Origin of the sequence: Kitasatospora sp. NBC_01302 (assembly GCF_035976515.1) — a bacterium.
Lineage (GTDB): Bacteria > Actinomycetota > Actinomycetes > Streptomycetales > Streptomycetaceae > Kitasatospora.
In genome coordinates this window covers 1,483,924-1,510,399 of the sequence record NZ_CP108404.1, presented here as the reverse complement: position 1 = coordinate 1,510,399, position 26,476 = coordinate 1,483,924, and the positions used below count along the sequence as shown (strand labels likewise).

The following is a 26,476-nucleotide window of genomic DNA, read 5'->3' as shown; positions in this document are numbered from 1 at the left end:
CCGGCGTCGCGCGCCTGGCGGGAATTGTGAGACACGGCCCAGGCCGTGACTGACGGGATGTCAGGCCGTGCGGGGGGAACCCCGGCGATGTGCACTAGGGTCTGCTCAACCACCACACGCTACAAGTGCACGCACGCCACGAGCAGAGGAATGCACCATGTCCGATCTCGTCAGCCCGCCGGCTCAGTGCCCGGACCCGCCCGCCGCGGACGTGAACGAGGAGTTCGTGCGCGCGCAGACGCGGCTCGGGGCCCTCCCGTTCGTCCCGGAGATCAGCCTGTACACGGCGCAGGAGGCGATCGCGCTGTGGGAGCGGACCGAGTCGGCGCGTGGCCGGGTCGGACTGCCGCCGCCGTTCTGGGCCTTCGCCTGGGCGGGCGGACTCGGGGTCGCCCGCTATGTGCTGGACCACCCGCAGGCGGTGGCCGGCCGGTCGGTGCTCGACCTGGCGGCCGGGTCGGGGCTGGTGGGGGTGGCGGCGGCGCACAGCGGGGCGCGTACCGTGCGGGCCGCCGAGATCGACGCCTACGCGGTGGCGGCGATCGGGCTCAACGCCGCGGCCAACGGGGTGCGGATCGAGGCCGAGTGCGCGGACCTGCTGGACGGGGACGGGGCGCCGGCCGAGGTGGTGCTGGCCGGTGACGTCTTCTACGAGCGCGCGATGGCGGCCCGCTTCCTGCCCTTCCTGGAGCGCGCGCACGCCCGCGGCGCGCTGGTGCTGGTCGGCGACCCGGGGCGGGCCTACCTGCCGCGCGAACGCTTCACCGCCGTCGCCGAGTACGAGGTGCCGGTGCTGGCCGACCTGGAGGACAGCGCGGTCAAACGCACCACGGTGTGGCGGCTCTCGGAGCGCTCGGCCTGAGCGGGGGCTCGGCCCGGGCGGTTGTCCGGCCCGAGTGCCCGGCCCGAGCGCCCGGTCCGGGCGGCCGTCCGACCAGTGGAATTCCCGGAGCCGGCCCGGCGGCAGCTGGTAGGACGGTCCGATGAGCGAGCTGACGATCCGTCCTGCCACCACCCCCGAGATCCCCGCGCTGCTCGCCTTCTGGGCGCGAGCGGCCGAGGGCACCAGCATCAGCGACGACCCGGCCGGCGTGGCCCGGCTGATCGAGCGCGACCCCGAGGCGCTGATCGTCGCCGAGCGCGAGGGCGTGCTGGTCGGCACCGTGATCGCGGGCTGGGACGGCTGGCGTGCCAGCCTCTACCGGCTCGCGGTCGACCCGGACCAGCGTCGCCGGGGCATCGGCGCCGCGCTGCTGGCGGCGGCCGAGCGGCGCTTCACGGCGCTCGGCGGCCGACGGGCGGACGCGATGGTGCTGGAGCGCAACGAGCTGGGCCGACGGACCTGGCAGGCGGCCGGCTACCAGCGCGAGGAGCAGTGGCGCCGCTGGGTCAAGCCCTTGGGGGCGTAGTGCAGCAGGAGCGCGAGGGCGTCCGCTACGCCTGGGCCGCCGTGAAGGCCGCCGCATCCCACTGCCCGCCGAGGGCCGGCGCCAGGCCGGCGGCTGCCAGCCCGGTGAAGTCCGCCGCCCGGGGCGCACCGGTCGGCAGCGCGCCGAGCAGCGGGGCACCGGCGGCGATCGGCAGGTCGATGACGTTGCAGCGGGTGGCCAGGTCCGGCTCGCTGGGCCAACTGCCCACCACCACACCGGTGATGGCCAGCTTGCGGGCCCGCAGCGCCTCGGCGGTCAGGGTGGTGGTGTTGAGCGTGCCCAGGCCCGGCGCCGCCACCAGAAGCAGCTCGGCGCCGTCCACGGCCTGCGCCAGGTCGGCCAGGGTCAGGCCGTCGGCGTCGTAGCGGACCAGCAGGCCGCCGGCTCCCTCGACCAGCACCAGGTCATGGGAGGCGGTCAACTCCTCGATCGCCGCAAGGAACTGAGGAACCGTCACGAACGGCTGCCCGGAGCGTAGCGCGGCCCGCTCCGGGGAGAGCGGCTCGGGGTAGCGGACCAGCTCGCGGATGGTCAGCGGCGCGTCGGCACCGACCAGCCGGGCCACCTCCTGCGCGTCCCCGGGCTCGTCCGGCGTCACGCCGGTCTGGCCCGGCTTGAGCACCGCGGTGCTCAAGCCGGCACGCACCGCGAGCGCGGCCACCGCCGCCGTCACCGCGGTCTTGCCGACCTCGGTCCCGGTCCCGGTCACGAACAGCACCCGACTCACTGACCCACCTCGTTCATCCGTCGTCCCTTGTCCCGCCGGTCGCCGTGCCGGTTCATCCCGCCACCGCCGCCGCGCGCACCGCCGCACCGATCCGGGCGAGGTCCTCCTCGCCCGTGACGTACGGCGGCATGGTGTAGATCAGATCGCGGAACGGCCGCAGCCACACGCCCTCGCGGGCCGCGGCCTCGGTGGCAGCCCGGACATCGACCGGGTGGTCGAGCTGGACCACGCCGATCGCCCCGAGCACTCGCACGTCCGCGACGCCGGGCGTCTCGCGGGCCGCTGCCAGGCCCTCCTGCAGCCCGGTCTCGATCCGCTTGACCTCCCGCTGCCAGTCCTGGCCGAGCAGCAGGCCGATCGAGGCGTTCGCCACGGCCGCCGCCAGCGGGTTGCCCATGAACGTCGGCCCGTGCGCGAGCACCGGCACCTCGCCCCGGCTGATCCCCTCGGCGACCCTGCCGGTGCACAGGGTGGCGGCCATCGTCAGGTAGCCGCCGGTCAGCGCCTTGCCCAGGCACATCACGTCGGGGCTGATGCCCGCGTGGTCGGCGGCGAACAGCGCGCCGCTGCGCCCGAAGCCGGTGGCGATCTCGTCGAAGATCAGCAACACGTCGTGCCGGTCGCACAGTTCGCGCAGCAGCCGCAGATAGCCGGGGGAGTGGAAGCGCATCCCGCCGGCGCCCTGCACGACCGGCTCCACGATCACGGCGGCCAGTTCCCCGGCGTTGCGTTCGATCAGCCCGGCCAGCTCGGCCGCGTAGCCGGGGTCGACCTCGGCGTCGAAGCCGGCCGGCGGCTCGGCGGCGAAGAGCTGACGGGGCAGCACGCCGCCCCACAGCTGGTGCATCCCGCCCTCGGGGTCGCAGACCGACATCGGGTGGAAGGTGTCACCGTGGTAGCCGCCGCGCCAGGTGAGCAGCCGCTGCTTGCCGGGCCGCCCGATCGACTGCCAGTACTGCAGGCACATCTTCATCGCGACCTCGACCGCCACCGAGCCGGAGTCGGCCAGGAAGACGTGCTGCAGCGGCTCGGGGGTGATCGCCACCAGTGTCTCGGCCAGCCGGACGGCGGGCTCGTGGGTGAGCCCGCCGAACATCACGTGGCTCATCCGGCCCAGCTGCTCGCGGATCGCGTCGTTGAGCACCGGGTGGTTGTAGCCGTGCACCGCCGCCCACCAGGAGGACATCCCGTCCACCAACTCGCGGTGTCCGCCCGCCGGTTCGGCAAGCCGCAGGCGTACGCCCGCGGCCGACTCCACCACGAGGGGCGTCTGGGTGCCGGGCATCGGTCCGTAGGGGTGCCAGACGTGCGCCCGGTCCAGGGCGAGCAGGGTCGAGGTGTCCATCACGGCAGCCTCAGGCGTTCGGGGCGAGCTCGGTGCCCGCGCCGCGCAGTCGGACCCGCACCAGGTCGGAGCGGAGCTCGTTCTCGTTCTCGGTCCGGGGCTGCTCGGCCTGCTCGGCCTGCTCGGTCTGGCCGGTCGCGGCAGCCTCCGGCGCGGCCTCGCCGCACGGCCCGCAGCCGCCGCCCGCCGCCTGACCGTGACCGCCGCAGCCGCCGCCCGCAGCCGCCGCCTCGTGCCCGCCGCAGCCGCCCGCCGCGCCGTGCCCGCCGCAGCCGCCGGCCTGCTCGGCCAGCTCGGACCGGTGGCGGGGCAGGGTCTGCTCGCCCTGGCCCTCGACCTCGAAGCCCGCGTCCTTGATCATGTCGAGGTCGGCCTGGCCGGCCTGGCCCTCGCTGGTCAGGTAGTCGCCCAGGAAGATCGAGTTGGCGATGTGCAGGCCCAGCGGCTGCAGGGTGCGCAGGTGCAGCTCGCGTCCGCCGGCGATCCGCACCTCGGAGTCCGGGTGGACGAAGCGGACCATCGCCAGGATCCGCAGGCAGTGCTGCGGCGTGAGGTGCCACTCCTTGGCCAGCGGGGTGCCCTCGAACGGGATCAGGAAGTTGACCGGCACCGAGTCCGAGCCCAGCTCGCGCAGCGCGAAGACCACGTCGACCAGGTCCTCGGGGGTCTCGCCCATGCCCGCGATCAGGCCGGAGCAGGCCGACAGGCCCGCGCCGTGCGCCTTCTGCACGGTGTCCACCCGGTCCGCGTAGGTGTGGGTGGTGGTGATCTCGCCGTAGGTGCTCTCGGAGGTGTTCAGGTTGTGGTTGTAGGCGTCCACGCCGGCCGCCCGCAGCCGCTCGGCCTGGTTGTCGGAGAGCAGGCCCAGGCAGGCGCAGATCTCGACGGCCGGTTCCTGCTCCTTGATCGCCGCGATGGTGTTGGTGACCCGGTCGATGTCCCGGTCCGTCGGGCCCCGCCCGCTGGCCACCAGGCAGACCCGCTTGGCGCCGCCCTGGACACCGGCGGTGGCGGCCTCGGCGGCCTGATCCGGCTTCAGCCAGGTGTACTTGAGGATGCCCGTGTCGGCGCCCAGGCGCTGCGAACAGTACGAGCAGTCCTCGGGGCACAGGCCGCTCTTCAGGTTGACCAGGTAGTTGAGCTTGACCCGGCGGCCGAACCACTGCCGGCGCACCCGACCGGCGGCGGCGACCACGTCGAGGAGTTGGTCGTCGGTGGTGGCCAGCACGGCCAGGGCCTCCTCCCGGGTGGGGAGCTCGCGGTTCAGGCCTTTGGCGATGAGGGTGTCGAGCAGATCCATGGAGCTGATCCTGCCCGGACGACCTCAAGCGGCGCCATAGCGAATCGGCCAGAAGATCGCCGTGCGGGTGTGCGAGTTGTCACAGTGCCGCCAAGCCGGATCGTTCGTCCCCGATCACTCGCCCGTGGGCTGCGGGTTTCCTGGCCGGCGGCTGGGAGCGGGCCCGGCGGTGAGGCCGGCCGCTCACCACCTCCTGGGCGTCGTGCGCGCCGCCTCGTCCCGCGCACCGTCAGCTCCGGCCGCCTGCCGTGCTTCTGACGGATCCCCGCTGCTCCGGGTGGTCGAGCGGTTGCTTAGAATCTCGCCATGACCACCCAGGGGGACTCCCACCCGATACCCGTCGACTCCGATGACGCGCCGAGCCGGGTCAGAAGCGGTGTGCTCGGCAATCCGAGGCGTCTGCTGGTCGGGTCCGTCACGGTGGTCGCACTCGGTGCGGGCGGCTGGATCGTCTCCTCGCCGCACCCCGGCGACTGGCTGCCGGGGCTTGGCCCCTCCAGCAAGAACCTCCCCTCCCCGTCGGTGGTCGGCGGCCCGTTGCCGGCCTCCTCGGAGAACCCCAACCCGTTCGACGTCAACAGCCTCTTCCCGGCCGCCCGGCCGATAGACTTGGAGGCCTACAAGGGCCGGCTCGCGGGCGCCCGGCAGGGGCCGGACTGCGCGCAGGCCCTGCAGGACGCGGCCCAGAACGTCCTGAAGGACCAGAACTGCCAGGGCTATCTGGCGGTCGAGTTCAGCCGCCAGGACGGCAAGGTGGTGACCAGCTCGACGGTGCTGCGGTTCCCCAGCGACCAGGCCAGTGCCAAGGTGGCCCAGCTGATGCGCGGACAGGGCAGCGTGGCACGGTGGGTGCAGGCGGACGGCACCTTCGCCGCCACCGCCTCGCCCGGCGCCGCGGTCTCCCCGTCACCCGGTGGTCCCTCGCCCGTCGCCTTGCCGGGTGCCCCCGCCAAGGCGGCCGACCAGCCGCCCAAGGTGGAGTCGGTGCGGCACTACGTCACGGTGACCAGCTCCCGCTTCGTGGACGGGCACAGCCCGGTCACGCCCCAGGACCAGCAGGATCTCGACCAGGCCACCCATGCGGCCTCCTACACGGTGGACGCCGCCTTCATCTGGAGCTGACCGGCCGACCGCTGACCGGCCGACAGCCGGCCGGGCAGCAGCCGACCGGGCAACGCCGAAGCGGGGACCGACGATCCGTCGGTCCCCGCTTCGGCGTTGCGGCCTCAGCCCAGCCGGTCGACCGCGGTGACCCGCAGCACGGCCCGCCCCTCGGCGTCCGAGCCGAACAGGTCGACGACGGCGCTGATGCCCCAGTCGTGGTCACCCGCCGGGTCGTCGAAGATCTGCCGCACCCGCCAGCTGCCGTCCGCCTCGTCCTCCTCGATCAGCAGCATCCGCGGACCGCGGGCGTCGGGGCCGGTGCCGAGGTCGTCGTGCTCCTCGTAGTAGGCGTCCATCGCGTCCGCCCAGCGGTCCGCGTCCCAGCCGTCCTCGCTGTCCAGCTCGCCGAGTTCGCGGTAGTTCTCGAGCGAGCACAGCTCCACCCGGCGGAACATCTCGTTGCGCACCAGCACCCGGAAGGCGCGCGCGTTGGCGGTGACCGGCAGCGGCCGGCTCTCCACCTCGCGCTCGTCCTCGTCCTCCTCGGTGGGGTTGGCGAGTTGCTCCCACTCGTCCAGCAGGCTGGAGTCGACCTGGCGGACCAGCTCGCCCAGCCAGGCGATCACGTCCTTGAGCGCCTCGGTCTTGCTGTCCTCGGGGACGGTCTGCTCCAGCGCCTTGTAGGCGCCGGCCAGGTAGCGCAGCACGATGCCCTCGGTGCGGGCCAGGTCGTAGTGGCCGACGTAGTCGGTGAAGTTCATGGCGCGCTCGTACAGGTCGCGCACCACCGACTTGGGCTGCAGCTGGTAGTCGCCGATCCACGGGTGGGCCCGCCGGTACACCTCGTAGGCGTGGTTGAGCAGCTCCTCCAGCGGCTTGGGATAGGTCACCTCCTGCAGGCGCTCCATCCGCTCCTCGTACTCGATCCCGTCGCGCTTCATCTCCCCGATCGCCTCGCCGCGCGCCTTGTTCTGCTGCGCGGCCAGGATCTGGCGCGGGTCGTCCAGGGTCGCCTCGACCACCGAGACCACGTCCATCGCGTAGCTGGGCGACTCGGTGTCGAGCAGCTCGAAGGAGGCCAGCGCGAAGGTGGACAGCGGCTGGTTGAGCGCGAAGTTCTCCTGCAGGTCGACGGTCAGGCGCACGATCCGGCCCTCGGCGTCCGGCTCGGCCAGCCGCTCCACCACGCCGCCGGCCAGCAGCGAACGGTAGATGGCGATCGTCGAGCGGATGTGCCGGCGCTGGGCGGAGCGGTCCTCGTGGTTGTCGGTGAGCAGCTTGCGCATCGCCTCGAAGGCGTTGCCCGGGCGGCCGATCACCGCGAGCAGCATCGCGTGGCTGACCCGGAAACGGGAGACCAGCGGCTCGGGCTCGGCGGCGATCAGGCGCTCGAAGGTCTCCTCGGTCCAGCCGACGAAACCTTCCGGCGCCTTCTTGCGCACCACCTTGCGCTTCTTCTTCGGGTCGTCGCCGGCCTTGGCGAGCGCCTTGTCGTTCTCCACCACGTGCTCGGGCGCCTGAGCCACCACCTGGCCCACCGTGTCGAAGCCGGCCCGCCCGGCCCGCCCGGCGATCTGGTGGAACTCGCGGGCCCGCAGCACCCGCACCTTGACCCCGTCGTACTTGGACAGTGCGGTGAACAGCACCGTGCGGATCGGCACGTTGACGCCCACGCCCAGCGTGTCGGTGCCGCAGATCACCTTCAACAGGCCTGCCTGGGCCAGGCGTTCGACCAGCCGACGGTACTTGGGCAGCATCCCCGCGTGGTGCACGCCGATGCCGTGGCGCACGAAGCGCGACAGGTTGCGGCCGAACTTGGTGGTGAAGCGGAAGTTGCCGATGAGCGCGGCGATCGCGTCCTTCTCCGCCTTCGAGCACATGTTGATGCTCATCAGCGACTGGGCCCGCTCTACCGCCTCCTTCTGGGTGAAGTGCACGACGTAGACCGGCGCCTGGCCGGTCGTCAGCAACTCCTCCAGGGTGTCGTGCAGGGTGGTGCGCTTGTACTCGTAGAAGAGCGGCACCGGACGGGTCACGGAGCGCACCACGGTGGTGGCGCGCCCGGTGCGCCGGGTCAGGTCCTCCTCGAACCGGCGCACGTCGCCGAGCGTCGCGGACATCAGCAGGAACTGCACCTGCGGCAGCTCCAGGATCGGGATCTGCCAGGCCCAGCCGCGGTCCGGCTCGGCGTAGAAGTGGAACTCGTCCATCACCACCTGGCCGATGTCGGCCCGGTCGCCGTCGCGCAGCGCGATGTTCGCCAGCACCTCGGCGGTGCAGCAGATGATCGGCGCGGTCGGGTTCACACTGGCGTCGCCGGTCATCATGCCGACCTGCTCGGTGCCGAAGATCTTGCACAGGTCGAAGAACTTCTCCGAGACCAGCGCCTTGATCGGGGCGGTGTAGAAGGTCCGCTTGCCCTCCGCCAGCGCCGCGAAGTGCGCGCCCGCCGCCACCAGGGACTTGCCGGACCCGGTGGGGGTCGCCAGGATCACGTTCGCGCCGGTGAACAGCTCGATCAGCGCCTCCTCCTGAGCGGGGTAGAGCGTGATGCCCCGCTCCTCGGCCCACGCGGCGAAGGTGGTGTACAACGCGTCGGCGTCGGCGGGCCTGGGCATCAGATCAAGGAGGGTCACCCGCCCTATCTTGCCTGCTGCCCGTCTGGCTGGGCAAAGATCGGGTCCGCCGGGTGGCTGTCGCCACCCCACAGCCGCCCGCCGCGCCCTTGTGCCAAGGCGCACATTGCCTGCCTCCCGCCCGCCGTGCCAGGCTGCCGCCCATGATCCAGCACCCCGCCGCGGCCACCAGGGCCAGCGCCCCCGCCGTCGTCTTCGACTGGCTCGACGAGGCCGCCGAGCTGCGCGCTCGCGCCGGCCTGACCCGCACGCTGCGCGACCGGCCCGCCCAGGACCCGGTGCTCGACCTGGCCAGCAACGACTACCTCGGCCTGACCCACCACCCCGAGGTGACCCGGGCCGCCGCCGAGGCCGCGCTGCGCTGGGGCGCCGGGGCCACCGGATCCCGCCTGGTCACCGGTACCACCGAGCTGCACACCGAGCTGGAAGTCGAGCTGGCCGACTTCTACGGGGTGGAGGCCGCCCTGGTCTTCTCCTCCGGCTACGCCGCCAACCTGGCCGCGCTCACCGCGCTCACCGACCCCGACACGCTGATCGTCTCGGACGCCTACAACCACGCCTCGCTGATCGACGGCTGCCGGCTGTCGCGCGCGGACGTGCACCGGGCCCCGCACGCCGACCCCGGGGCCGCCGCCGCCGCGCTCGCCGGGCGCCACCAGCCGCGCGCGCTGCTGATCAGCGACACCGTCTTCTCGGTGGACGGCAACGCCGCCCCGCTGACCGGGCTGGCCGACGCCGCCCGGGCCCACGGCGCCGCGCTGCTGCTGGACGACGCGCACGGCCTCGGGGTGCTGGGCACCGGCGGGCGCGGCGCGCTGACCGCCGCCGGGCTCGCGGGGGAGCCGGACGTGGTGGCCACCGCCACCCTCTCCAAGTCGCTCGGCTCCCAGGGCGGGGTCGTGCTCGGGCCCCGCCGGGTGATCCGGCACCTGGTCGAGACCGCGCGCACCTTCATCTTCGACACCGGGCTCGCCCCCGCCGCGGTCGGGGCGGCGCTGGCCGCGCTGCGCCTGCTGCGCGCCGAGCCGGCCCGCGCCGAGCGCGCCCGGGAGGTCGCGCGCACCCTGGCCGCCCGCCTGACCGCCGCGGGCCTGCGGGCGAGCGAGCCGGACGCCGCCGTGGTCTCGGTCCGCGCGCCCGGCCCCGAGCAGGCGGTGGCCTGGGCCGCGGCCTGCCGCGCCGCCGGACTCGCGGTGGGCTGCTTCCGCCCGCCGTCCGTGCCCGACGGCTACTCCCGGCTGCGCGTGACGGCCCGCGCGGACCTGGCGGAGGAGCAGATCGACTTCGCGGTCCGCACGCTGAGCGTGACGGCGCCGCTGGACTGACCCGGCCCTCAGACCTGGGCGGGCACCGGTTGCTCGTCGGCGGGCGTCGGCTGCTGGGTCGGCACCGGTTGCTGGGCGGGTGCCGCCTGCTCGGTGGGTGCCGCCTGCTGGGCGGGTGCCGCCTGCTGGGTCGGCACCGGTTCGGCGGGCGCCGCCTGCTGGGACGGTGCCAGCTGCTCGGTGGGCTCCACCTGCTCGGCCGGTGCCGCCTGCTGGGTCGGCACCGGCTGTTCGGTGGGCGCCGCCTGTTCGGCTGCCCGCTGGGCCGCCCGCCTTCCGCGCCACGCCGGAGTGAGCGCGACGAGCACCAGCGGTGCCGCCGCACAGGCGAAGCAGAGCGGCAGCGGCCACCGGCCCGCCAGCGGCCCGGCCGCCGCGGTGCCCAGCGCCGACCCGGCGTTGAAAGCGGTGTTCACCCAGCTCCCCGCCCTGGTCCGGTGCTCGGCCGCCGCCCGCTCGTCCGCCAGCACGTACGCCGTGGCCAGGGTCGGGCTCACCAGCAGCCCGACCGCCGCCACCGCCATCGCCAGCGCGAGCAGCCCGCCCAGGCCCACCGCGACGCCCGCCAGCGCCAGCAGCCCGCCGAGCCCGGCCGCCGTCGCGGTCAGCCGGGTCGCCACCGGGCGCTGCCAGCGCACCGCGCCGTGCGCCAGACCGCCCACGGCGCTGCCCGCCGCCAGCGCCGCCTCCAGCCAGGCCAGCGCGCCCGCCTGCCCGCGGGCGCCGACCGCGACCACCAGCAGCAGGCTGAGCCCGCCCAGCGCGAGCCCGAGCGCCCAGGCCACCGCCACCGGTCGCCCGATCCCGCGCAGCCGCCCGCCGCCGCGCCGCGCCGTGTGCGCCCCGCCCGGCGGCTCGGCGGCGGTCACCCGCGCCGGAGCGAGCCGGGCCAGCGCCAGCGCGCCGACGATCACCAGCACCGCGCTCAGCACCAGCCCCGGGGCGCCGCCGATCAGCCCGACCAGCAGCGGCCCGCTGACGTACAGCAGCTCCTCGGCCACCGCGTCCAGGCTGAAGGCGCGTTCCAGCAGTCCGTGCGGGCCCAGCAGTTCACTCCAGCGGGCGCGCAGCACCGGCCCGAGCGGGGGAGCGCAGGCTCCGGCCGCGGCCGCCAGCGCCAGCAGCGCCGGCTCGCCGCGGACCAGCGTCAGCGCGAGCAGCAGCCCGCCGTACGGCAGGCTCAGCGCCGGCAGCACCCGGCGCACTCCGTGTCGGTCGATCAGTGCGGCGCGCACCGGCGCCAGCGCGGCGCAGGTCAGGCCGAAGAGGGCCAGCACCGCGCCCACGGCGGTGTAGGAGCCGGTGCTGTGGCGCACCGTCAGCACCAGCGCGAGCGAGACGGTGCCGTAGGAGAGCCGCCCGACGAGGGCAGCGGCGAAGACGGGTGCGGCGCCGGGTATGCGCAGCAACGCCCGGTAGGAGGACGAAGACATGGGAGTTCCTCAACTCAGATCGATCCGGGTCGGCGAAGCCTGCGGGAACGCCGAGCAGTCGCACCCGGTTGACGTCACGGGTGCGGTCGGCGGGGCAGGCTACGCACGGAAGAGGAACATGGCCGCAGACTAGCAGCGCCCGGGCCGCTATCGTCAAGGGTTCACAGCCGTTAACTCATCTGGAGGCCCCGCCATGTCACGGTTCGTCACCCTGGAGGTCGCGGACGCCGTCGGCACCATCCGACTGGCCCGCCCGCCGATGAACGCGCTGGACATCGCCATGCAGGACCAACTGCGCGAGGTCGCGCAGGAGGCCACCGAGCGCCCCGAGGTGCGCGCGGTGGTGATCTGGGGCGGCGAGAAGGTGTTCGCGGCGGGCGCGGACATCAAGGAGATGCAGGGCATGTCGTACACCGACATGGTCGCGCGGGGCGCGGCGCTGCAGCAGGCCTTCACCGCGGTGGCCCGCATCCCCAAGCCGGTGGTGGCCGCGGTCACCGGCTACGCGCTCGGCGGCGGCTGCGAGCTGGCGCTCTGCGCCGACGTCCGGATCGCCGCCGAGAACGCCAAGCTCGGCCAGCCGGAGATCCTGCTCGGTCTGATCCCGGGGGCCGGCGGCACCCAGCGGCTGGCCCGGCTGGTCGGCCCGGCCAAGGCGAAGGACCTGATCTTCACCGGCCGCCAGGTCCGCGCCGAGGAGGCGCTGCGGATCGGGCTGGTCGACCAGGTGGTCCCGGCCGAGGAGGTCTACCAGGCCGCCCTGGCCTGGGCCGGCAAGCTCGCGGCCGGCCCCGCCTGGGCGCTGCGCGCGGCCAAGGAGGCGGTGGACCGCGGCCTGGAGAGCGACCTGGACACCGGCCTCGCGCTGGAGCGCTCGCTCTTCGCGGGCCTGTTCGCCACCGAGGACCGCGAGATCGGCATGCGCAGCTTCGTCGAGGACGGCCCGGGCAAGGCGAAGTTCAACTGACCGTTCACCGCGGCCGGCTGAGCAGCACCTCGGCCCCCACCGGCCGGTAGCCGGCCGCCTGGAAGGCCCGCACGCTGGCCGCGTTGCCCGGCGCCTGCTGGGCCCAGATCACCTCGCCCTCGGGCAGCAGGTGGCGGGCGCTGATCGCCAGCGCCCGCCCCAGCCCGCGCCCGGTTGCCTGCGGGGCCACCTCGACCGCCGCCTCCCAGCGCCCGGCCACACCCACCCCGAGCACCAGCACCCCGCCCGGCACCGTCCACACCCGCACCCCGTCGCGGAACCGCAGGGCCCGCACGACCCTGGGGTGTTCGAGGTCCGCGATCTCCACCAGCGGCAGCGGCGGCGGGCCGGGCAACCGCCCGGCCACCGTCAGCAGGTCCACGTTGCCGATGGTGCGCCCGGTGCGCCCGGCGAGGGCGGTCAGGAATCCGGGGCAGAGCGGCGCGGCCAGCGGCTCGGCCACCGCCTCGGCGAGGGCCGTGTGCACCCAGGCCGGGTCCTCGGCGGTGAAGACCACCGCGTGCGCGCTGAACGACAGCACCCCCGCCGTCCGCGGTCCGGGCTGCGGCACGATGGTGACCTCGCCGTTCGGGGGCGGGAACCGGCCGCGGGCCGCGTCGGCCAGGAAGCCTGCCAGAGTGCGTCGCTGAGGGTTCGTCATACCTTTGAGCCTAACGATCTCCGACCATCCGTGATCCTCCGAACGGGTGAGGACCGGCATGGTGCCGGGCCGCCCCCACCCAGCTCGGGCACGATCGTGAAGCCCTGCTGTCGCCGTCGTTAAGAATTCCTCGATGGACCACACCCCCTCCCACCAGGCAGATTGCTCCGTGCCCGGCACGGAATGGCGCCGTCGCCGGGCTTCAGGTCTTTGGTCTTGCGCTCTGCCCCCGATCTCCCCTCCCGCGCGTCAGGAGCCCCGCCGTGAAGGCACTCGTCAAGAAGCAGGCCGAGCCCGGACTGTGGCTGACCGACGTCCCGGAGCCCGAGATCGGCCCCGCCGACGTGCTCATCAAGGTGCTGCGCACCGGCATCTGCGGCACCGACCTGCACATCCGCAAGTGGGACGGCTGGGCGCAGCAGACCATCCGCACCCCGATGACCATCGGCCACGAGTTCGTCGGCGAGGTCGTGGCGCTCGGCCCGGCGGTCACCGACGTCAGCGTCGGCGACCTGGTCAGCGGCGAGGGCCACCTGGTCTGCGGCAAGTGCCGCAACTGCCTGGCCGGGCGGCGCCACCTGTGCCGCAACACGGTGGGCCTGGGCGTCAACCGGGACGGCGCGTTCGCCGAGTACGTCGCGCTCCCCGCCTCCAACGTCTGGGTGCACCGGGTGCCGGTCGACCTGGACGTGGCGGCGATCTTCGACCCGTTCGGCAACGCCGTGCACACCGCGCTCTCCTTCCCGCTGGTCGGCGAGGACGTGCTGGTCACCGGCGCTGGCCCGATCGGCATCATGGCGGCCGCGGTCGCCAAGCACGCCGGTGCCCGGCACGTGATGATCACCGACGTCAGCCCGTACCGCCTGGACCTGGCCCGCAAGGTCGGCGTCTCGCTGGCGCTGGACGTCTCGCAGCACACCATCGAGGAGGGCCAGCAGAAGCTCGGCCTGCGCGAGGGCTTCGACGTGGGCCTGGAGATGTCCGGCCGCCCCGAGGCGCTGCGCTCGATGATCGACAACATGACGCACGGCGGCAAGATCGCCATGCTCGGCCTGCCCGCCGAGGAGTTCGCGATCGACTGGGCGAAGGTGGTCACCTCGATGATCACCATCAAGGGCATCTACGGGCGCGAGATGTTCGAGACCTGGTACGCGATGTCGGTGCTGCTGGAGGGCGGGCTCGACCTGACCCCGGTGATCACCGGCCGGTACCCGGCGCAGGACTTCGAGGCCGCGTTCGACGAGGCGGCCGGCGGTCGCTGCGGCAAGATCATTCTCGACTGGACCTCTTTCTAGGAGCCCCCGTGTTCGACTCCGTACGCGAAGACATCGCCGTCACCCTGGACGAGATCCGCGAGGCGGGCCTCTTCAAGCCGGAGCGGGTGATCGGCACCCCGCAGAGTGCCGCCGTCACCGTCACCGGCGGTGGCCGCCCGGGCGAGGTGCTCAACTTCTGCGCCAACAACTACCTGGGCCTGGCCGACCACCCCGACGTGCTCGCCGCCGCCAAGGACGCGCTGGACCGCTGGGGCTACGGCATGGCCTCGGTGCGCTTCATCTGCGGCACCCAGGACGTGCACAAGGAGCTGGAGGCGCGGCTGTCGGCGTTCCTCGGCCAGGAGGACACGATCCTCTACTCCTCGTGCTTCGACGCCAACGGCGGTGTCTTCGAGACCCTGCTGGACGAGCGCGACGCCGTCATCTCGGACGCGCTCAACCACGCGAGCATCATCGACGGCATCCGCCTGTGCAAGGCCACCCGCAAGCGCTACGCCAACCGCGACCTGGCCGAGCTGGAGCAGTGCCTGAAGGAGACCCAGGACGCCCGGCGCCGGCTGATCGTCACCGACGGCGTCTTCTCGATGGACGGCTACCTCGCCCCGCTGGCCGAGATCTGCGACCTGGCGGACCGCTACGGCGCCATGGTGATGGTGGACGACTCGCACGCGGTCGGCTTCACCGGCCCCGGCGGACGCGGCACCCCCGAGCTGCACGGTGTGATGGACCGGGTCGACATCATCACCGGCACCCTGGGCAAGGCGCTCGGCGGCGCCTCCGGCGGCTACGTCGCCGCCCGTCGCGAGATCGTCGCCCTGCTGCGCCAGCGCTCGCGTCCGTACCTGTTCTCCAACTCGCTCGCCCCGGTGATCGCGGCCGCCTCGCTGACCGTGCTCGACCTGATCGAGAACTCGCACGACCTGCGCGAGAAGCTCGCCGCGAACACCGCGCTGTTCCGCTCGAAGATGACCGAGGCCGGCTTCGAGATCCTGCCCGGCGAGCACCCGATCGCGCCGGTGATGATCGGCGACGCGGCCAAGGCCGGCCGGCTCGCCGAGCTGCTGCTGGAGCGCGGCGTGTACGTGATCGGGTTCTCCTACCCGGTCGTGCCGCACGGCCAGGCCCGGATCCGGGTCCAGCTGTCGGCGGCGCACTCCACCGAGGACGTCGAGCGCGCGGTGGCCGCCTTCATCGACGCCCGGGCCGCCCTGGAGGCGTGATCGCGCCGACAGCGTGATCGAGAGGTGCGTCCACGCTGGCAGAATGGCGGAGTGATCGACGCCAGACGCCTGCGGACGCTGCGCGCCGTGGCGGACCACCGGACGGTGACCGCCGCGGCCGCGGCGCTCTACCTCACCCCTTCCGCCGTCTCCCAGCAGCTCGCCGCGCTGGAGCAGGAGACCGGGCACGCGCTGCTCGCCCGGGACGGCCGAGGGGTACGGCTGACGGCGGCCGGTGAGATCCTGCTCAGCCACGCGGACGCCGTGCTCGCCCAGCTGGAACGGGCCGAGGCCGACCTCGCCGCCTATGCGAGCGGCGCCGGCGGCCAGGTCACGGTGGCCTCCTTCGCCACCGGCATCGCCCTGGTGCTGGCGCCGGCCATCGCCACGCTGGCCACGGCCGCGCCGGGCGTGCGGCTCAAGGTGCTGGACGCCGAGGGCGATGCGAGCCTGCCGATGCTGCTCGACGGCCAGGCCGACCTCGCCGTGGCCGTCGAGTACCGCGGCGCGCCCCGCGGCGACGACCAGCGCCTGGCCCGGTTCCCGCTCTACGCCGAGCCGTTCGAGGCGGTGCTGCCGCTGGACCACCGGCTGGCCGGACAGGCGGGCCCGGTGGCGATGGCCGAGCTGGCCGCCGAGCCGTGGATCGGTCCCTACCCCGGCAACCCCTGCCACGACGTGGTGCTGCTCGCCTGCGAGCACGCCGGCTTCGCACCGCAGCTGGTGCACTCCTCCGACGACTTCAGCGCCGTGGTCGCGCTCGCCTCGGCCGGCGCCGGGGTGGCGCTGGTGCCGCGCTCCGCGCTGCGCGGGGTCGACCTGACGCGGGTGGCGGTGCGCGCGGTGGACAGCGAGCTGGCCACCCGCAAGGTCTTCGCGGCGGTACGGGGCGGGGCCGAGCAGCACCCGCTGATCAGACCGGTGCTGGACGCGCTGGCCACGGCCGCCGCCGAGCTGGCCTGATACCGATCCGCCGGTCGCCCCGATCCTGCCGGTCGTCCTGATCCTGTCGGTCGTCCTGAATCGCCGGCCGACCTGATCCGCCGAGTGTCCCGAGGAGCCAGAACATGACTGCCCTTCCCATCGCGGTGATCGGCCTGGGCGACATCGCCCAGAAGGCCTACCTGCCGGTGCTCACCGCACTGCCGGGCCTGGACCTGCGGCTGATGACCCGTGACCGGGCCAAGCTCGACCGGATCGGCGACGCCCACCGGATCGAGTCCCGCTACACCGATCTCGACGAGCTGATCAGGAGCGGCCCGCGCGCCGCCTTCCTGCACTCCGCCACCGACACGCACGCGGCCATCGCCGAACGGCTGCTCACCGCGGGCATCGACGTCTACGTGGACAAGCCGCTCGACTACCACCTGGCCGAGTCGCGCCGGCTGACCGAACTCGCCGACCGCCTCGGCCGCTCGCTGATGGTGGGCTTCAACCGACGCTACGCGCCCGGGTACGTGCAGGCCAAGGAGCGGCCGCGCGACCTGATCATCCTGCAGAAGAACCGCGAGGGACTGCCCGAGGCAGCGCGCACGCTCGTCCTGGACGACTTCATCCATGTGGTGGACACCCTGCGCTTCCTGGTCCCCGGTGAGATCGAGCACGTGGACGTCCGCTCGCGCAGCCGGGCCGGCCTGCTCGAACACCTGGTGCTGACCCTGGCCGGCGACGGGTTCACCGCGCTGGGCGTGATGAACAGGGTGAGCGGCTCGACCGAGGAGGTGCTGGAGGTGTCCGGCGCCGACAGCAAGCGCAGCGTGGTCAACCTCGCCGAGGTGATCGACCACCGCGGCCAGCCGACCGTGCGCCGCCGCGGCGACTGGGTGCCGGTGGCCCGGCAGCGCGGCATCGAGCAGATCGTGCTGGCCTTCCTGGAGGCGGTGCGGGCCGGGAGGACCGTCGACGCCCACGACGCGTTGCGGACCCACGCGTTGTGCGAGGAGATCGTCCAGCGGGTGGCCGAGCAGGCCTGACCCGCCGGCCCGGGGACGACCCGCAGCCCGGGAAACGACCTCGCCCGCCGTACGGCCAGGACGGCCGTGCGGCGGGCGAGTCGGTGCTGCTGGGTGCCTCAGGAGGCGGACGGCGAGGCCGAGGCACCGTCGGCCGGGGCGCCGGACGGCTTCGCGGGCAGCAGCGGCGCGCAGGTCTTGTAGGCGGCGGCCGTCGCCGGGTCGGCGGTGTTCAGACCGCGCAGGCCGCCGGTGGCCGGCAGGGTGACGCCGTGGTCCTTGAGGCAGCCGGTGAACGCCTGCATCGCGGTGCTGTTGAAGCCGCCGGCGCCGCCGCGCCCCTGGCCGCCCTGCGGGCGCAGCGAGGCGCAGGCCTGCATCGCGGCCTGGCGGGTCGAGTCGGCCGAAGCGCCGCCACCGTAGAAGCCGCCACCGCCGCCACCGCCGCCCGGGGCGCCGCTGGGACGCCCGCTCGGGTGACCGCTGGGCCGCCCGGTGGGCATGGTGACACCGTGCTGCTGCAGGCAGGACGCGTACGCGGCCATCGCCTGCGAGCCCTTGCCGTCGGCGGAGGCCGAGGCGGACGGCTTGGCCGAGGCGGCCGAGGCCGTGGTCGACGACGAGGAGCAGCCGGTCAGCAGCAGTCCGGCGGCGAGCAGAGCGGCGGCGCCGACGGTGCGGATGGTGGTCCGGGACAAGGCCGGTGCCTCCTGATTCGGTGCGGGAAAAGCGAAGGGGTGCCGTTGGCGCAGCGGGGGCTTGACGCCAACGGCAGTAACGACTCAACAGCACCGTGGTTTAGGAACCCTGGGCCTTGCTGGGAGCTTCCTCTCACCCACTGCGGTCGCGGGGTGGCCGCGTGCGCGGACAACCGGGCGCTATGTCCCTGTTCGTCCGCTCTCGTCGCCCGATGGTTGCGCCATCGCGCACATGGATCTCCCAGCGTCCTCGAAGCCCGCATAAGGCGAACCCGGGTCCGGCGATGGGGTTACTGCCACCTGACCCCGATGGGGGTATCAAGGGGTTATCCCTGCCCGCACTCGCCCTGCGAGTCGGCCGGCCAGGACCTGGAGGGCCTGGCGGACCTGGACACGACCGCCCGGTTCGCCCGGTTCACCGCCCGGGCCCGCACCGCGCTCAAGCTCGCCCTCGAACGGGCCCGCGCCGAGGACGCACCCGTGGTCGGGACAGGGCACCTGCTCGCCGGAGTGCTCGCGGAGGGCGGCAACCTCGCGCTCCACGTGCTCGGTGCGCTGGAGATCAACGTCGCCCAGCTCACCGAGACCCTCGCCCGCACCGACCTGGGCGGCGAGCCCGGCGAGGAGGGCGCCGCAGCCGGCGAAGCGGCCGAGTCCGCGCTGCGGTTCAGCGCCGCCGCGGCGGCGGCCCTGGAGTTGACGGTCAACGAGGCGCTGGCGCTCGGCCACAACTACATCGGCTGCGAGCACCTGCTGCTGGGCCTGGTCGCGGAGCCGGACGGTGCGGGCGGCGGCCTGCTGCGCGAGCTGGGCGCCGAGCAGCGGCTCACCCGCCGCGCCGTGGTGGCGGCGCTGGCCGGCTACGTGCACCTGCGGGCCACGCAGCCCCAGCCGCAGCCCTCCGCCGACCAGCTGCGGGCGGTGACGGAGACCGTGCGGGCCGAGCTCCAGGCCGAGCTGCCGCCACTGGTCGAGCGGATCGCGCGCCTCGAAGCCCGCGGCTGACCGACCGCTCCCGGCTCGTCCCGTTCACTGCTCACGAGGCGTGTTCCAGGCGCCCCTCGCTGCTCGCCCTGATCCGCCGGGCGAGCAGCGGCACGTCCACCGGCCGGGTCGTGTCGACGCGGTGCACCGGACCGAGGCCCAGCGGCTCGGCCGTCCGGCTCCACAGCGCCCACCGCTCCTCGGAGGCCGGCCCGTCGCCGTCCAGGTGCACCGGATGCCTGCTCGCCGCCCGCTCCGCGAAGCGCTGCCGCGCGACCGCCAACGGGGCGTCGCACCAGACCTCCTGGACCTCGTCCACCCCTGCGCGGGCGAGCCCGGCGATCGCGAACCCGCGCAGACTGCTCAGCCACGGGCTCTCCAGGACGGCCCCCTCGGGCGCCTGCCCCAGCAGCGTCCACAGCGTCTCCGCCGCGGCCCGCCCCAGCGCATTGCTCCACTCCCGCGCGGTGACGCCGGGCGCGGGCGCCACCCCGAGGGCGTCGGCCAGACTCTCCTTGACCGCGTCCTTGCTGAACAGCGGCAGCCCCAACTCCCGTGCCAGAGCCCGGGCCAACGTGGTCTTCCCGGCGCCGGGAAGACCGTTCACGAGTACGGTCACCATGGGGTGATCGTAGAGCCCGGCCGTGCCCGCCGGGAGAAAAACAAGCACGCACGATTGCTTTTTTCTCCGCACTGACCCACCATCAACTCCGAGCCACCCGCAACCGCCCGCCCGCGCGACCGAGAAGGCGCCCGCATGCCGCACCCCGGACCGGACTCCACCGCCCCCGCCACCCCGCCCCCGCCGCTGCGCGTCGGCAACGCCTCCGGCTTCTACGGCGACCGCTTCTCCGCCGTGCGCGAGATGCTCACCGGCGGGCCGCTGGACGTCCTCACCGGCGACTACCTGGCCGAGCTGACCATGCTGATCCTGGCCCGCGACCGGCTGAAGGACCCGAAGCTCGGCTACGCCAAGGTGTTCCTGCGCCAGTTGGAGGAGTGCCTGGGCCTGGCGGTGGACCGCGGGGTGCGGATCGTGGTCAACGCGGGCGGCCTGAACCCGGCCCAACTGGCCGAGAACATCGCCGAACTGGCCGCTCGGCAGGGCATCGCGCTGCGCGTCGGCCAGGTCGCCGGGGACGATCTGCTGTCCCGGGCGGGCGAGTTCACCACGCCCGCCGGCCTGCTCGCGGCCAACGCCTACCTGGGCGCCTTCGGGATCGCCGAGTGCCTGCGCGAGGGCGCCGACCTGGTCGTCACCGGCCGGGTGACGGACGCCGCCCTGGTGGCCGGCCCGGCCGCGGCGCACTTCGGCTGGGGGCCGGCCGATCTGGACGCGCTGGCCGGTGCGGTGGTGGCGGGCCATGTGCTGGAGTGCGGCGCGCAGGCGACCGGCGGGAACTACGCCTTCTTCACCGAACACGACGTCACCCGCCCGGGCTTCCCGCTCGCCGAGCTGCACGCCGACGGCAGCAGCGTGATCACCAAGCACCCGGGCACCGGCGGCGCGGTCACCCTCGGCACGGTCACCGCCCAGCTCCTCTACGAGACCGCCGGAGCCCGCTACCTCGGCCCGGACGTGACGGCCCGGCTGGACACCGTGCGCCTGGAGCAGCAGGGCCCGGACCGGGTGCGGATCAGCGCAGTGCGCGGCGAAGCACCGCCGCCCACCCTCAAGGTCGGCCTGAACCGGCTCGGCGGCTGGCGCAACGAGGTGGTCTTCGTCCTCACCGGGCTCGACATCGAGGCCAAGGCGGCCCTGGTCCGCGCCCAGCTGGAGCAGGCGCTCGACGAGGCGGGGAGCCGCCCGGCCGAGCTGCGCTGGACCCTGGCCCGCACCGACCGGCCCGACGCCGCGACCGAGCAGCAGGCCAGTGCGCTGCTCCAGCTCACGGTGCGGGATCGGGACCAGGCCAGGGTCGGGCGCGCGGTCGGCGCGGCGGCCGTCGAACTCGGCCTGGCCGGCTACCCGGGCTTCCACCTGACGGCGCCGCCGGGGCCGGGGGCGCCGTACGGGGTCTTCGAGGCCGTGCACCTGGACGCCACGCTGGTGGAGCACTGGGCCGTGCTGCCCGACGGCACCCGCCGCGCGATCCCGCCGGCCGTGGTCACCGCCCCCGTGCCGGCTCGGCCCGCCGGGGAGCCCGACCTCCCCGACCCGCTCCCGGCGGGCCCCACCCGCCGCGTCCCGCTGGGCCTGGTCGCCGGGGCCCGCAGCGGCGACAAGGGCGGCGATGCCAATCTCGGCGTCTGGGTCCGCACCGAGCAGGCCTGGCGCTGGCTCGCCCACGAACTGACGGTCCATCGGCTCAAGGAGCTGCTGCCCGAGACCGCCGAGCTGACGGTCACCCGCCACCTGCTGCCCAACCTGCGTGCCGTCAACTTCGTCGTCACCGGCCTGCTCGGCCGGGGCGTGGGCGCCCAGGAGCGGTTCGACCCGCAGGCCAAGGCACTGGGGGAGTGGCTGCGCTCCCGCACCCTCGACATCCCGGAGGTCCTGCTGTGACCGTGCTCGCCACCCGGCTCGACCCGGGGTCGGCGGACCACCTCGCCCACCGCGAGGCGATGCTCGCCAAACTCGCCGGGCTCGACGCCGAACACGCCAAGGCGCTGGCCGGCGGGGGTCCCAAGTACGTCGAACGCCACCGCGCGCGTGGCAAGCTGCTCGCCCGTGAGCGGATCGAGCTGCTGCTCGACCCGGACTCGCCGTTCCTGGAGCTCTCCCCGCTGGCCGCCTGGGGCAGCGACTACCCGGTCGGCGCCGGGCTGGTCACCGGCATCGGCACGGTCGAGGGCACCGAGTGCGTGATCACCGCCAACGACCCGACGGTGCGCGGCGGGGCGAGCAATCCGTGGACCCTGCGCAAGGCGCTGCGGGCCAACGAGATCGCGCTGCGCAACCGCCTGCCGCTGATCAACCTGGTCGAGTCGGGCGGCGCCGACCTGCCCAGCCAGAAGGAGATCTTCATCCCGGGCGGCGCGCTCTTCCGTGACCTCACCCGGCTCTCCGCCGCCGGGATCCCCACCGTCGCGGTGGTCTTCGGCAACTCCACCGCCGGTGGTGCCTACGTGCCGGGCATGTCCGACCACACCGTGCTGGTCAAGGGGCGGGCCAAGGTCTTCCTCGGCGGTCCGCCGCTGGTCAAGATGGCCACCGGCGAGGAGGCCGACGACGAGTCGCTCGGCGGCGCCGAGATGCACGCCCGGGTCTCGGGTCTGGCCGACCAGTTCGCCGTGGACGAGCCCGACGCGCTGCGGCTGGCCCGCCGGATCGTGCACCGGCTGCACTGGCGCAAGGCCGGAGCGGCGCTCGATCCGGCCGCCCGGCCGCCGGTCTACGACGAGGAGGAGCTGCTCGGCATCGTGCCGAGCGACCTCAAGGTCCCCTTCGACCCGCGCGAGGTGATCGCCCGGATCGTCGACGGCTCCGACTTCGACGAGTTCAAGCCGCTCTACGGGTCGAGCCTGGCCGCCGGCTGGGCCACGCTGTTCGGCCACCCGGTGGGCTTCCTGGCCAACGCGCAGGGCGTGCTGTTCAGCGCGGAGTCCCAGAAGGCCGCCCAGTTCATCCAGTTGGCCAACCAGCGGGACATCCCGCTGCTCTTCCTGCACAACACCACCGGCTACATGGTCGGCAAGGAGTACGAGCAGGGCGGCATCATCAAGCACGGCGCGATGATGATCAACGCGGTGGCCAACAGCACCGTCCCGCACCTGTCCGTCCTGCTCGGCGCCTCCTACGGGGCCGGCCACTACGGCATGTGCGGGCGGGCCTACGACCCGCGCTTCCTGTTCGCCTGGCCCAGCGCCAAGTCCGCGGTGATGGGACCGGCCCAACTGGCGGGCGTGCTCTCGATCGTGGCCCGCCAGTCGGCCGCCGCCAAGGGCCAGCCCTACGACGAGGACGCGGACGCCGCGATCCGCGCCATGGTCGAGCAGCAGATCGAGGCGGAGTCGCTGCCGGCCTTCCTCTCCGGACGGCTCTACGACGACGGGGTGATCGACCCGCGCGACACCCGCACGGTGCTCGGGCTGTGCCTGTCCGCGATCCACAGCGCACCGGTCGAGGGGGCGCGCGGCTATGGCGTCTTCCGGATGTGAGGGTGTGACGGCGTGAGGGATGTGCAGGGCGTGCGCGAAGAAGTGAAGGACCGTCAGATGATCACCAGCCTGCTCGTCGCCAACCGCGGTGAGATCGCCCGCCGGATCTTCCGCAGCTGCCGCGAACTCGGCATCGCCACCGTGGCGGTGTACGCGGACCCGGACGAGGGGGCGCCGCACGTCCTGGAGGCGGACAGCGCCGTCCGGCTGCCCGGAGCCGCCCCCGCCGACACCTACCTGCGCGCCGACCTGCTGGTGCAGGCCGCCCTCGCGGCGGGCGCGGACGCGGTGCACCCGGGGTACGGGTTCCTCTCCGAGGATCCGGCCTTCGCCCGCGCGGTGCTGGCGGCGGGGCTGGCCTGGGTCGGTCCGAGCCCCGAGGCGATGGCCGCGATGGGCTCCAAGAGCGCGGCCAAGCGCCTGATGGCCGCAGCCGGGGTGCCGGTCCTCGAACCCGTGGAGCCCGAGGCGGCCACCGCGGCCGATCTGCCGCTGCTGGTCAAGGCGGCGGCGGGCGGCGGCGGTCGCGGCATGCGGGTGGTGCGCCGACTGGCCGACCTGGCAGGCGAGCTGGCCGCGGCCTCGGTGGAGGCGGCGGCGGCCTTCGGTGACGGCGAGGTCTTCCTGGAGCCGTACCTGCCCAGCGGCCGGCACGTCGAGGTGCAGTTGCTGGCCGACGCGCACGGCACCGTCTGGGCGCTGGGCGAGCGCGACTGCTCGGTGCAGCGCCGGCACCAGAAGGTGCTGGAGGAGACCCCGGCGCCGGGCCTGCCACCGGCGCTGCGCGCCGAGTTGGCCGCGGCGGCAGAATCGGCCGCGCGCGCGATCGACTACACCGGCGCCGGGACGGTCGAGTTCCTGCTCGCCCCGGACGGCCGGTTCTTCTTCCTGGAGATGAACACCCGCCTCCAGGTGGAGCATCCGGTCACCGAGTGCGTCACCGGCCTGGACCTGGTGGCCCTGCAACTGGCCGTGGCGGAGGGGCAGGCGCTGCCCGCCGAGCCGCCCGCCGCGCGCGGCCACGCGATCGAGGCCCGGCTCTACGCCGAGGATCCGGCGGCCGGCTGGCAGCCGCAGAGCGGCACCCTGCACCGGATCGAGTTCCCCGCCGAGCACCCCGTGGCCGGCACCGAGCGGCACAGTGGCCTGCGGATCGACTCCGGCGTGGTGAACGGCAGTGCGGTCGGGGTGCGGTACGACGCGATGCTCGCCAAGGTGATCGCCTGGGCGCCCACCAGGGCCGCTGCCGCGCGCCGGCTGGCCGACGCGCTGCTCCGGGCCCGGATCCACGGCCTGACCACCAACCGTGCGCTGCTGGTCCACGTGCTGCGCCATCCCGCCTTCCTGGCGGGGGAGTTGCACACCGCCTTCCTCACCGAGCACGCGGCGGACCTGCTGCCCGCCGCTGACAAGCGCGAGCTGCCGCTGGCCGCCCTGGCCGCCGCGCTCGCCCAGGCCGCCGCCCACCCCGGCCCGCTGCCCGCCGGCTGGCGCAATCTGCCCTCCCAGCCCCAGGTCAGGCGCTATCGCGCCGCGGACGGGCAGGAGTTGACGGTCGGCTACCGCCGGACCAGGGACGGCCTGCTGGCCGAGGAGCACCCGGGCGTGCGGCTGCTCGACGCGACCACCGAGCAGGTCGTGCTGGAGGTCGACGGCGTGCGCCGCACCTTCGGGATCGCCCGCTACGGCGACGTGATCGAGGTCGACACGCCGGCGGCCTCCGTCACCCTCACCGCCCTTCCGCGCTTCGCCGAACCCGTGGTGGCACCGACTCCGGGTGCGCTGCTCGCCCCGATGCCCGGCACGGTGATCCGGCTGGGCGCCGAGGTCGGCGAGCGGGTGGCGGCCGGCCAGCCGCTGCTCTGGCTGGAGGCGATGAAGATGGAACACCAGGTCACCGCGCCGGTGGACGGCACGGTGACCGAACTGCGCGCCCTGGCCGGGCAGCAGGTCGAGCTCGGCGCGGTGCTGGCCGTCGTCGAACCCGTCCGGCCCGCCGACTGCGCCGACCCCGCCGATTCCGACGGCCCCACCGGGCCCACCGCGCCCGCCAGTTCCGTGATCCAGTAGACCGGAGGACCCCGCATGTCCGCACCGAGTACTTCCGAGAGCCCGCTGATCGAGACCCCCGAGCGGATCGCGCTGCGCCGCGCGGTCGGCGACCTGGGCCGCCGCTACGGTTCCGGCTACTTCCTCGCCAAGGCGCGGGCCGGTGAGCACACCGACGAACTCTGGTCGGATGCAGGAAAGTTGGGCTTCCTCGGGGTCAACCTGCCGGAGGAGTACGGTGGTGGCGGCGCCGGCGTCTACGAACTGGCGATCGTCCTGGAGGAGTTGGGCACGGTCGGCTGCCCGCTGCTGATGCTGGTGGTCTCCCCGGCGATCTGCGGCACCATCCTGGCCCGGTTCGGCACCGAGGAGCAGAAGCGCGCCTGGCTGCCGGGCCTGGCCGACGGCAGCCGCCGGATGGCCTTCGCCATCACCGAGCCGGACGCGGGCTCCAACTCGCACAAGCTCTCCACGGTGGCCAAGCGCGACGGCGGCGACTGGGTGCTGAACGGCCGCAAGGTCTTCATCTCCGGCATCGACGGCTCGGACGCGGTGCTGGTGGTCGGCCGCACCGAGGACGCGCGCACCGGCAAGCTCAAGCCCGCGCTGTTCATCGTGCCGCGCCGGACCCCGGGTTTCGAGTACCGGCCGATCCCGATGGAACTCGTCTCCCCCGAGCGCCAGTTCCAGGTCTTCCTGGACGACGTCCGGCTGCCCGCCGATGCCCTGGTGGGCGAGGAGAACGCCGGTCTGCAGCAGCTGTTCGCCGGGCTCAACCCCGAGCGGATCATGACCGCCGCCTTCTCGCTCGGGGTGGCCCGCCAGGCGCTGAACACCGCCGTGGAGTACGCCAAGGGCCGTACCGTCTGGGACACGCCGATCGGCGCCCACCAGGGCCTGGCCCACCCGCTGGCGCAGTGCGCCATCGAGGTCGAGCTGGCCCGGCTGATGATGCGCAAGGCCGCCCACCTGTACGACGCGGGCGACGACGCCGCGGCGGGGGAGGCCGCCAACATGGCCAAGTACGCCTCCGGCGAGGCGGCCACCCGCACCGTCGACCAGGCCGTGCAGACGCTGGGCGGCAACGGCCTGACCCAGGAGTACGGCCTGGCCGCGCTGCTCGCCGCCACCCGGGTCGGCCGGGTGGCCCCGGTCAGCCGCGAGATGATCCTCAACTACGTGGCCCAGCACACCCTCGGCCTGCCGCGCTCCTACTGAGTGGTCACGCCGGGGCGTGCGCGCCCCGGCACCCGGGTAGCACCTCCGG

Annotated in this window: 22 protein-coding genes; 14 read left to right on the top strand and 8 right to left on the bottom strand. The window is 73.9% G+C overall.

What is annotated here, in order from left to right; translation table 11 throughout:
- The first annotated feature begins 157 nt into the window (after positions 1-157).
- Together OG294_RS06755 and OG294_RS06750 are read left to right on the top strand one after the other, a co-directional pair.
- Positions 158-862: a class I SAM-dependent methyltransferase gene (locus OG294_RS06755; RefSeq protein WP_327065501.1), complete on the top strand. Its 705-nt coding sequence runs from the start codon at positions 158-160 to the stop codon at positions 860-862.
- A 121-nt stretch (positions 863-983) separates the two neighbouring features.
- Positions 984-1,409: a GNAT family N-acetyltransferase gene (locus tag OG294_RS06750; protein ID WP_327065500.1), complete on the top strand. Its 426-nt coding sequence runs from the start codon at positions 984-986 to the stop codon at positions 1,407-1,409.
- Positions 1,410-1,434: 25 nt separating this feature from the next.
- Here the strand turns inward: OG294_RS06750 and bioD are convergent, their stop codons facing one another.
- Genes bioD through bioB form a run of 3 tightly spaced genes read right to left on the bottom strand, consistent with a single transcriptional unit; the run spans position 1,435 to position 4,802 of the window.
- Positions 1,435-2,157, bottom strand: a complete 723-nt coding sequence (gene bioD / locus OG294_RS06745) for a dethiobiotin synthase (RefSeq protein WP_327065499.1) — start codon at positions 2,155-2,157, stop codon at positions 1,435-1,437.
- Positions 2,158-2,209: 52 nt separating this feature from the next.
- Positions 2,210-3,502, bottom strand: coding sequence for an adenosylmethionine--8-amino-7-oxononanoate transaminase (locus OG294_RS06740; RefSeq protein ID WP_327065498.1), 1,293 nt, complete (start codon positions 3,500-3,502; stop codon positions 2,210-2,212).
- 10 nt (positions 3,503-3,512) lie between these two features.
- The gene (gene bioB / locus OG294_RS06735; protein ID WP_327065497.1) at positions 3,513-4,802 is read right to left on the bottom strand and encodes a biotin synthase BioB; all 1,290 of its coding nucleotides are present in this window, start codon (positions 4,800-4,802) and stop codon (positions 3,513-3,515) included.
- A 306-nt stretch (positions 4,803-5,108) separates the two neighbouring features.
- Here bioB and OG294_RS06730 point away from each other — a divergent pair, with 306 nt between their 5' ends.
- Positions 5,109-5,924, top strand: a complete 816-nt coding sequence (locus OG294_RS06730) for a hypothetical protein (RefSeq protein ID WP_327065496.1) — start codon at positions 5,109-5,111, stop codon at positions 5,922-5,924.
- A gap of 104 nt (positions 5,925-6,028) precedes the next feature.
- On the opposite strand, the gene OG294_RS06725 is transcribed toward OG294_RS06730, so the two are convergent.
- Positions 6,029-8,524 (bottom strand): DEAD/DEAH box helicase, encoded by a 2,496-nt coding sequence (locus OG294_RS06725; protein ID WP_442789313.1) that lies wholly within the window; start codon positions 8,522-8,524, stop codon positions 6,029-6,031.
- A gap of 161 nt (positions 8,525-8,685) precedes the next feature.
- Between OG294_RS06725 and OG294_RS06720 the strand changes: the two genes are divergently transcribed.
- Positions 8,686-9,867, top strand: a complete 1,182-nt coding sequence (locus OG294_RS06720) for an 8-amino-7-oxononanoate synthase (protein ID WP_327065494.1) — start codon at positions 8,686-8,688, stop codon at positions 9,865-9,867.
- A gap of 8 nt (positions 9,868-9,875) precedes the next feature.
- On the opposite strand, the gene OG294_RS06715 is transcribed toward OG294_RS06720, so the two are convergent.
- Positions 9,876-11,300 carry an MFS transporter gene (locus tag OG294_RS06715; RefSeq protein ID WP_327065493.1) on the bottom strand — a complete coding sequence of 475 codons (1,425 nt, stop codon included), beginning with the start codon at positions 11,298-11,300 and terminating at the stop codon, positions 9,876-9,878.
- Positions 11,301-11,493: 193 nt separating this feature from the next.
- Here OG294_RS06715 and OG294_RS06710 point away from each other — a divergent pair, with 193 nt between their 5' ends.
- Entirely contained in the window at positions 11,494-12,267 is a 774-nt protein-coding gene (locus OG294_RS06710) for an enoyl-CoA hydratase/isomerase family protein (protein ID WP_327065492.1), read from the top strand.
- Positions 12,268-12,271: 4 nt separating this feature from the next.
- On the opposite strand, the gene OG294_RS06705 is transcribed toward OG294_RS06710, so the two are convergent.
- Complete coding sequence (locus OG294_RS06705; protein ID WP_327065491.1) at positions 12,272-12,928, bottom strand: GNAT family N-acetyltransferase; 657 nt, start codon at positions 12,926-12,928, stop codon at positions 12,272-12,274.
- A gap of 263 nt (positions 12,929-13,191) precedes the next feature.
- Here OG294_RS06705 and tdh point away from each other — a divergent pair, with 263 nt between their 5' ends.
- The 4 genes from tdh (at position 13,192) to OG294_RS06685 (ending at position 17,398) form a co-directional block, all read left to right on the top strand.
- On the top strand, positions 13,192-14,223 hold the full coding sequence (tdh, locus tag OG294_RS06700; protein ID WP_327065490.1) for an L-threonine 3-dehydrogenase: 1,032 nt from the start codon (positions 13,192-13,194) through the stop codon (positions 14,221-14,223).
- Positions 14,224-14,231: 8 nt separating this feature from the next.
- Positions 14,232-15,425 carry a glycine C-acetyltransferase gene (locus OG294_RS06695; RefSeq protein ID WP_327065489.1) on the top strand — a complete coding sequence of 398 codons (1,194 nt, stop codon included), beginning with the start codon at positions 14,232-14,234 and terminating at the stop codon, positions 15,423-15,425.
- A gap of 51 nt (positions 15,426-15,476) precedes the next feature.
- On the top strand, positions 15,477-16,388 hold the full coding sequence (locus tag OG294_RS06690) for a LysR family transcriptional regulator (protein ID WP_327065488.1): 912 nt from the start codon (positions 15,477-15,479) through the stop codon (positions 16,386-16,388).
- A gap of 104 nt (positions 16,389-16,492) precedes the next feature.
- Positions 16,493-17,398 carry a Gfo/Idh/MocA family protein gene (locus OG294_RS06685; protein ID WP_327065487.1) on the top strand — a complete coding sequence of 302 codons (906 nt, stop codon included), beginning with the start codon at positions 16,493-16,495 and terminating at the stop codon, positions 17,396-17,398.
- Between the two features lie 98 nt (positions 17,399-17,496).
- Here OG294_RS06685 and OG294_RS06680 read toward each other — a convergent pair whose 3' ends face one another.
- The gene (locus tag OG294_RS06680) at positions 17,497-18,075 is read right to left on the bottom strand and encodes a hypothetical protein (RefSeq protein WP_327065486.1); all 579 of its coding nucleotides are present in this window, start codon (positions 18,073-18,075) and stop codon (positions 17,497-17,499) included.
- 309 nt (positions 18,076-18,384) lie between these two features.
- Between OG294_RS06680 and OG294_RS06675 the strand changes: the two genes are divergently transcribed.
- On the top strand, positions 18,385-19,080 hold the full coding sequence (locus OG294_RS06675; RefSeq protein ID WP_327065485.1) for a Clp protease N-terminal domain-containing protein: 696 nt from the start codon (positions 18,385-18,387) through the stop codon (positions 19,078-19,080).
- A gap of 31 nt (positions 19,081-19,111) precedes the next feature.
- Here the strand turns inward: OG294_RS06675 and OG294_RS06670 are convergent, their stop codons facing one another.
- Positions 19,112-19,681, bottom strand: a complete 570-nt coding sequence (locus OG294_RS06670) for an AAA family ATPase (RefSeq protein WP_327065484.1) — start codon at positions 19,679-19,681, stop codon at positions 19,112-19,114.
- A 135-nt stretch (positions 19,682-19,816) separates the two neighbouring features.
- Between OG294_RS06670 and OG294_RS06665 the strand changes: the two genes are divergently transcribed.
- Genes OG294_RS06665 through OG294_RS06650 form a run of 4 tightly spaced genes read left to right on the top strand, consistent with a single transcriptional unit; the run spans position 19,817 to position 26,427 of the window.
- On the top strand, positions 19,817-21,565 hold the full coding sequence (locus tag OG294_RS06665; protein ID WP_327065483.1) for an acyclic terpene utilization AtuA family protein: 1,749 nt from the start codon (positions 19,817-19,819) through the stop codon (positions 21,563-21,565).
- Entirely contained in the window at positions 21,562-23,160 is a 1,599-nt protein-coding gene (locus OG294_RS06660) for an acyl-CoA carboxylase subunit beta (RefSeq protein ID WP_327065482.1), read from the top strand. The genes OG294_RS06665 and OG294_RS06660 overlap by 4 nt, the downstream gene beginning before the upstream one ends.
- 57 nt (positions 23,161-23,217) lie before the next feature.
- Positions 23,218-25,230 (top strand): ATP-binding protein, encoded by a 2,013-nt coding sequence (locus OG294_RS06655; RefSeq protein ID WP_327071461.1) that lies wholly within the window; start codon positions 23,218-23,220, stop codon positions 25,228-25,230.
- A 15-nt stretch (positions 25,231-25,245) separates the two neighbouring features.
- The gene (locus OG294_RS06650) at positions 25,246-26,427 is read left to right on the top strand and encodes an acyl-CoA dehydrogenase family protein (RefSeq protein WP_327065481.1); all 1,182 of its coding nucleotides are present in this window, start codon (positions 25,246-25,248) and stop codon (positions 26,425-26,427) included.
- The last annotated feature ends 49 nt before the right edge of the window (positions 26,428-26,476 follow it).

Coding starts and splice junctions, on each gene's coding strand:
- OG294_RS06665 (WP_327065483.1), top strand. CDS start 19,817: ATGCCGCACCCCGGACCGGACTCCACCGCCCCCGCCACCCCGCCCCCG.
- OG294_RS06650 (WP_327065481.1), top strand. CDS start 25,246: ATGTCCGCACCGAGTACTTCCGAGAGCCCGCTGATCGAGACCCCCGAG.
- OG294_RS06715 (WP_327065493.1), bottom strand. CDS start 11,300: ATGTCTTCGTCCTCCTACCGGGCGTTGCTGCGCATACCCGGCGCCGCA.
- OG294_RS06725 (WP_442789313.1), bottom strand. CDS start 8,524: ATGCCCAGGCCCGCCGACGCCGACGCGTTGTACACCACCTTCGCCGCG.
- OG294_RS06710 (WP_327065492.1), top strand. CDS start 11,494: ATGTCACGGTTCGTCACCCTGGAGGTCGCGGACGCCGTCGGCACCATC.
- OG294_RS06685 (WP_327065487.1), top strand. CDS start 16,493: ATGACTGCCCTTCCCATCGCGGTGATCGGCCTGGGCGACATCGCCCAG.
- OG294_RS06740 (WP_327065498.1), bottom strand. CDS start 3,502: ATGGACACCTCGACCCTGCTCGCCCTGGACCGGGCGCACGTCTGGCAC.
- OG294_RS06675 (WP_327065485.1), top strand. CDS start 18,385: ATGGGGGTATCAAGGGGTTATCCCTGCCCGCACTCGCCCTGCGAGTCG.
- OG294_RS06730 (WP_327065496.1), top strand. CDS start 5,109: ATGACCACCCAGGGGGACTCCCACCCGATACCCGTCGACTCCGATGAC.
- OG294_RS06720 (WP_327065494.1), top strand. CDS start 8,686: ATGATCCAGCACCCCGCCGCGGCCACCAGGGCCAGCGCCCCCGCCGTC.
- OG294_RS06750 (WP_327065500.1), top strand. CDS start 984: ATGAGCGAGCTGACGATCCGTCCTGCCACCACCCCCGAGATCCCCGCG.
- bioB (WP_327065497.1), bottom strand. CDS start 4,802: ATGGATCTGCTCGACACCCTCATCGCCAAAGGCCTGAACCGCGAGCTC.
- OG294_RS06705 (WP_327065491.1), bottom strand. CDS start 12,928: ATGACGAACCCTCAGCGACGCACTCTGGCAGGCTTCCTGGCCGACGCG.
- OG294_RS06670 (WP_327065484.1), bottom strand. CDS start 19,681: ATGGTGACCGTACTCGTGAACGGTCTTCCCGGCGCCGGGAAGACCACG.
- OG294_RS06755 (WP_327065501.1), top strand. CDS start 158: ATGTCCGATCTCGTCAGCCCGCCGGCTCAGTGCCCGGACCCGCCCGCC.
- OG294_RS06655 (WP_327071461.1), top strand. CDS start 23,218: ATGATCACCAGCCTGCTCGTCGCCAACCGCGGTGAGATCGCCCGCCGG.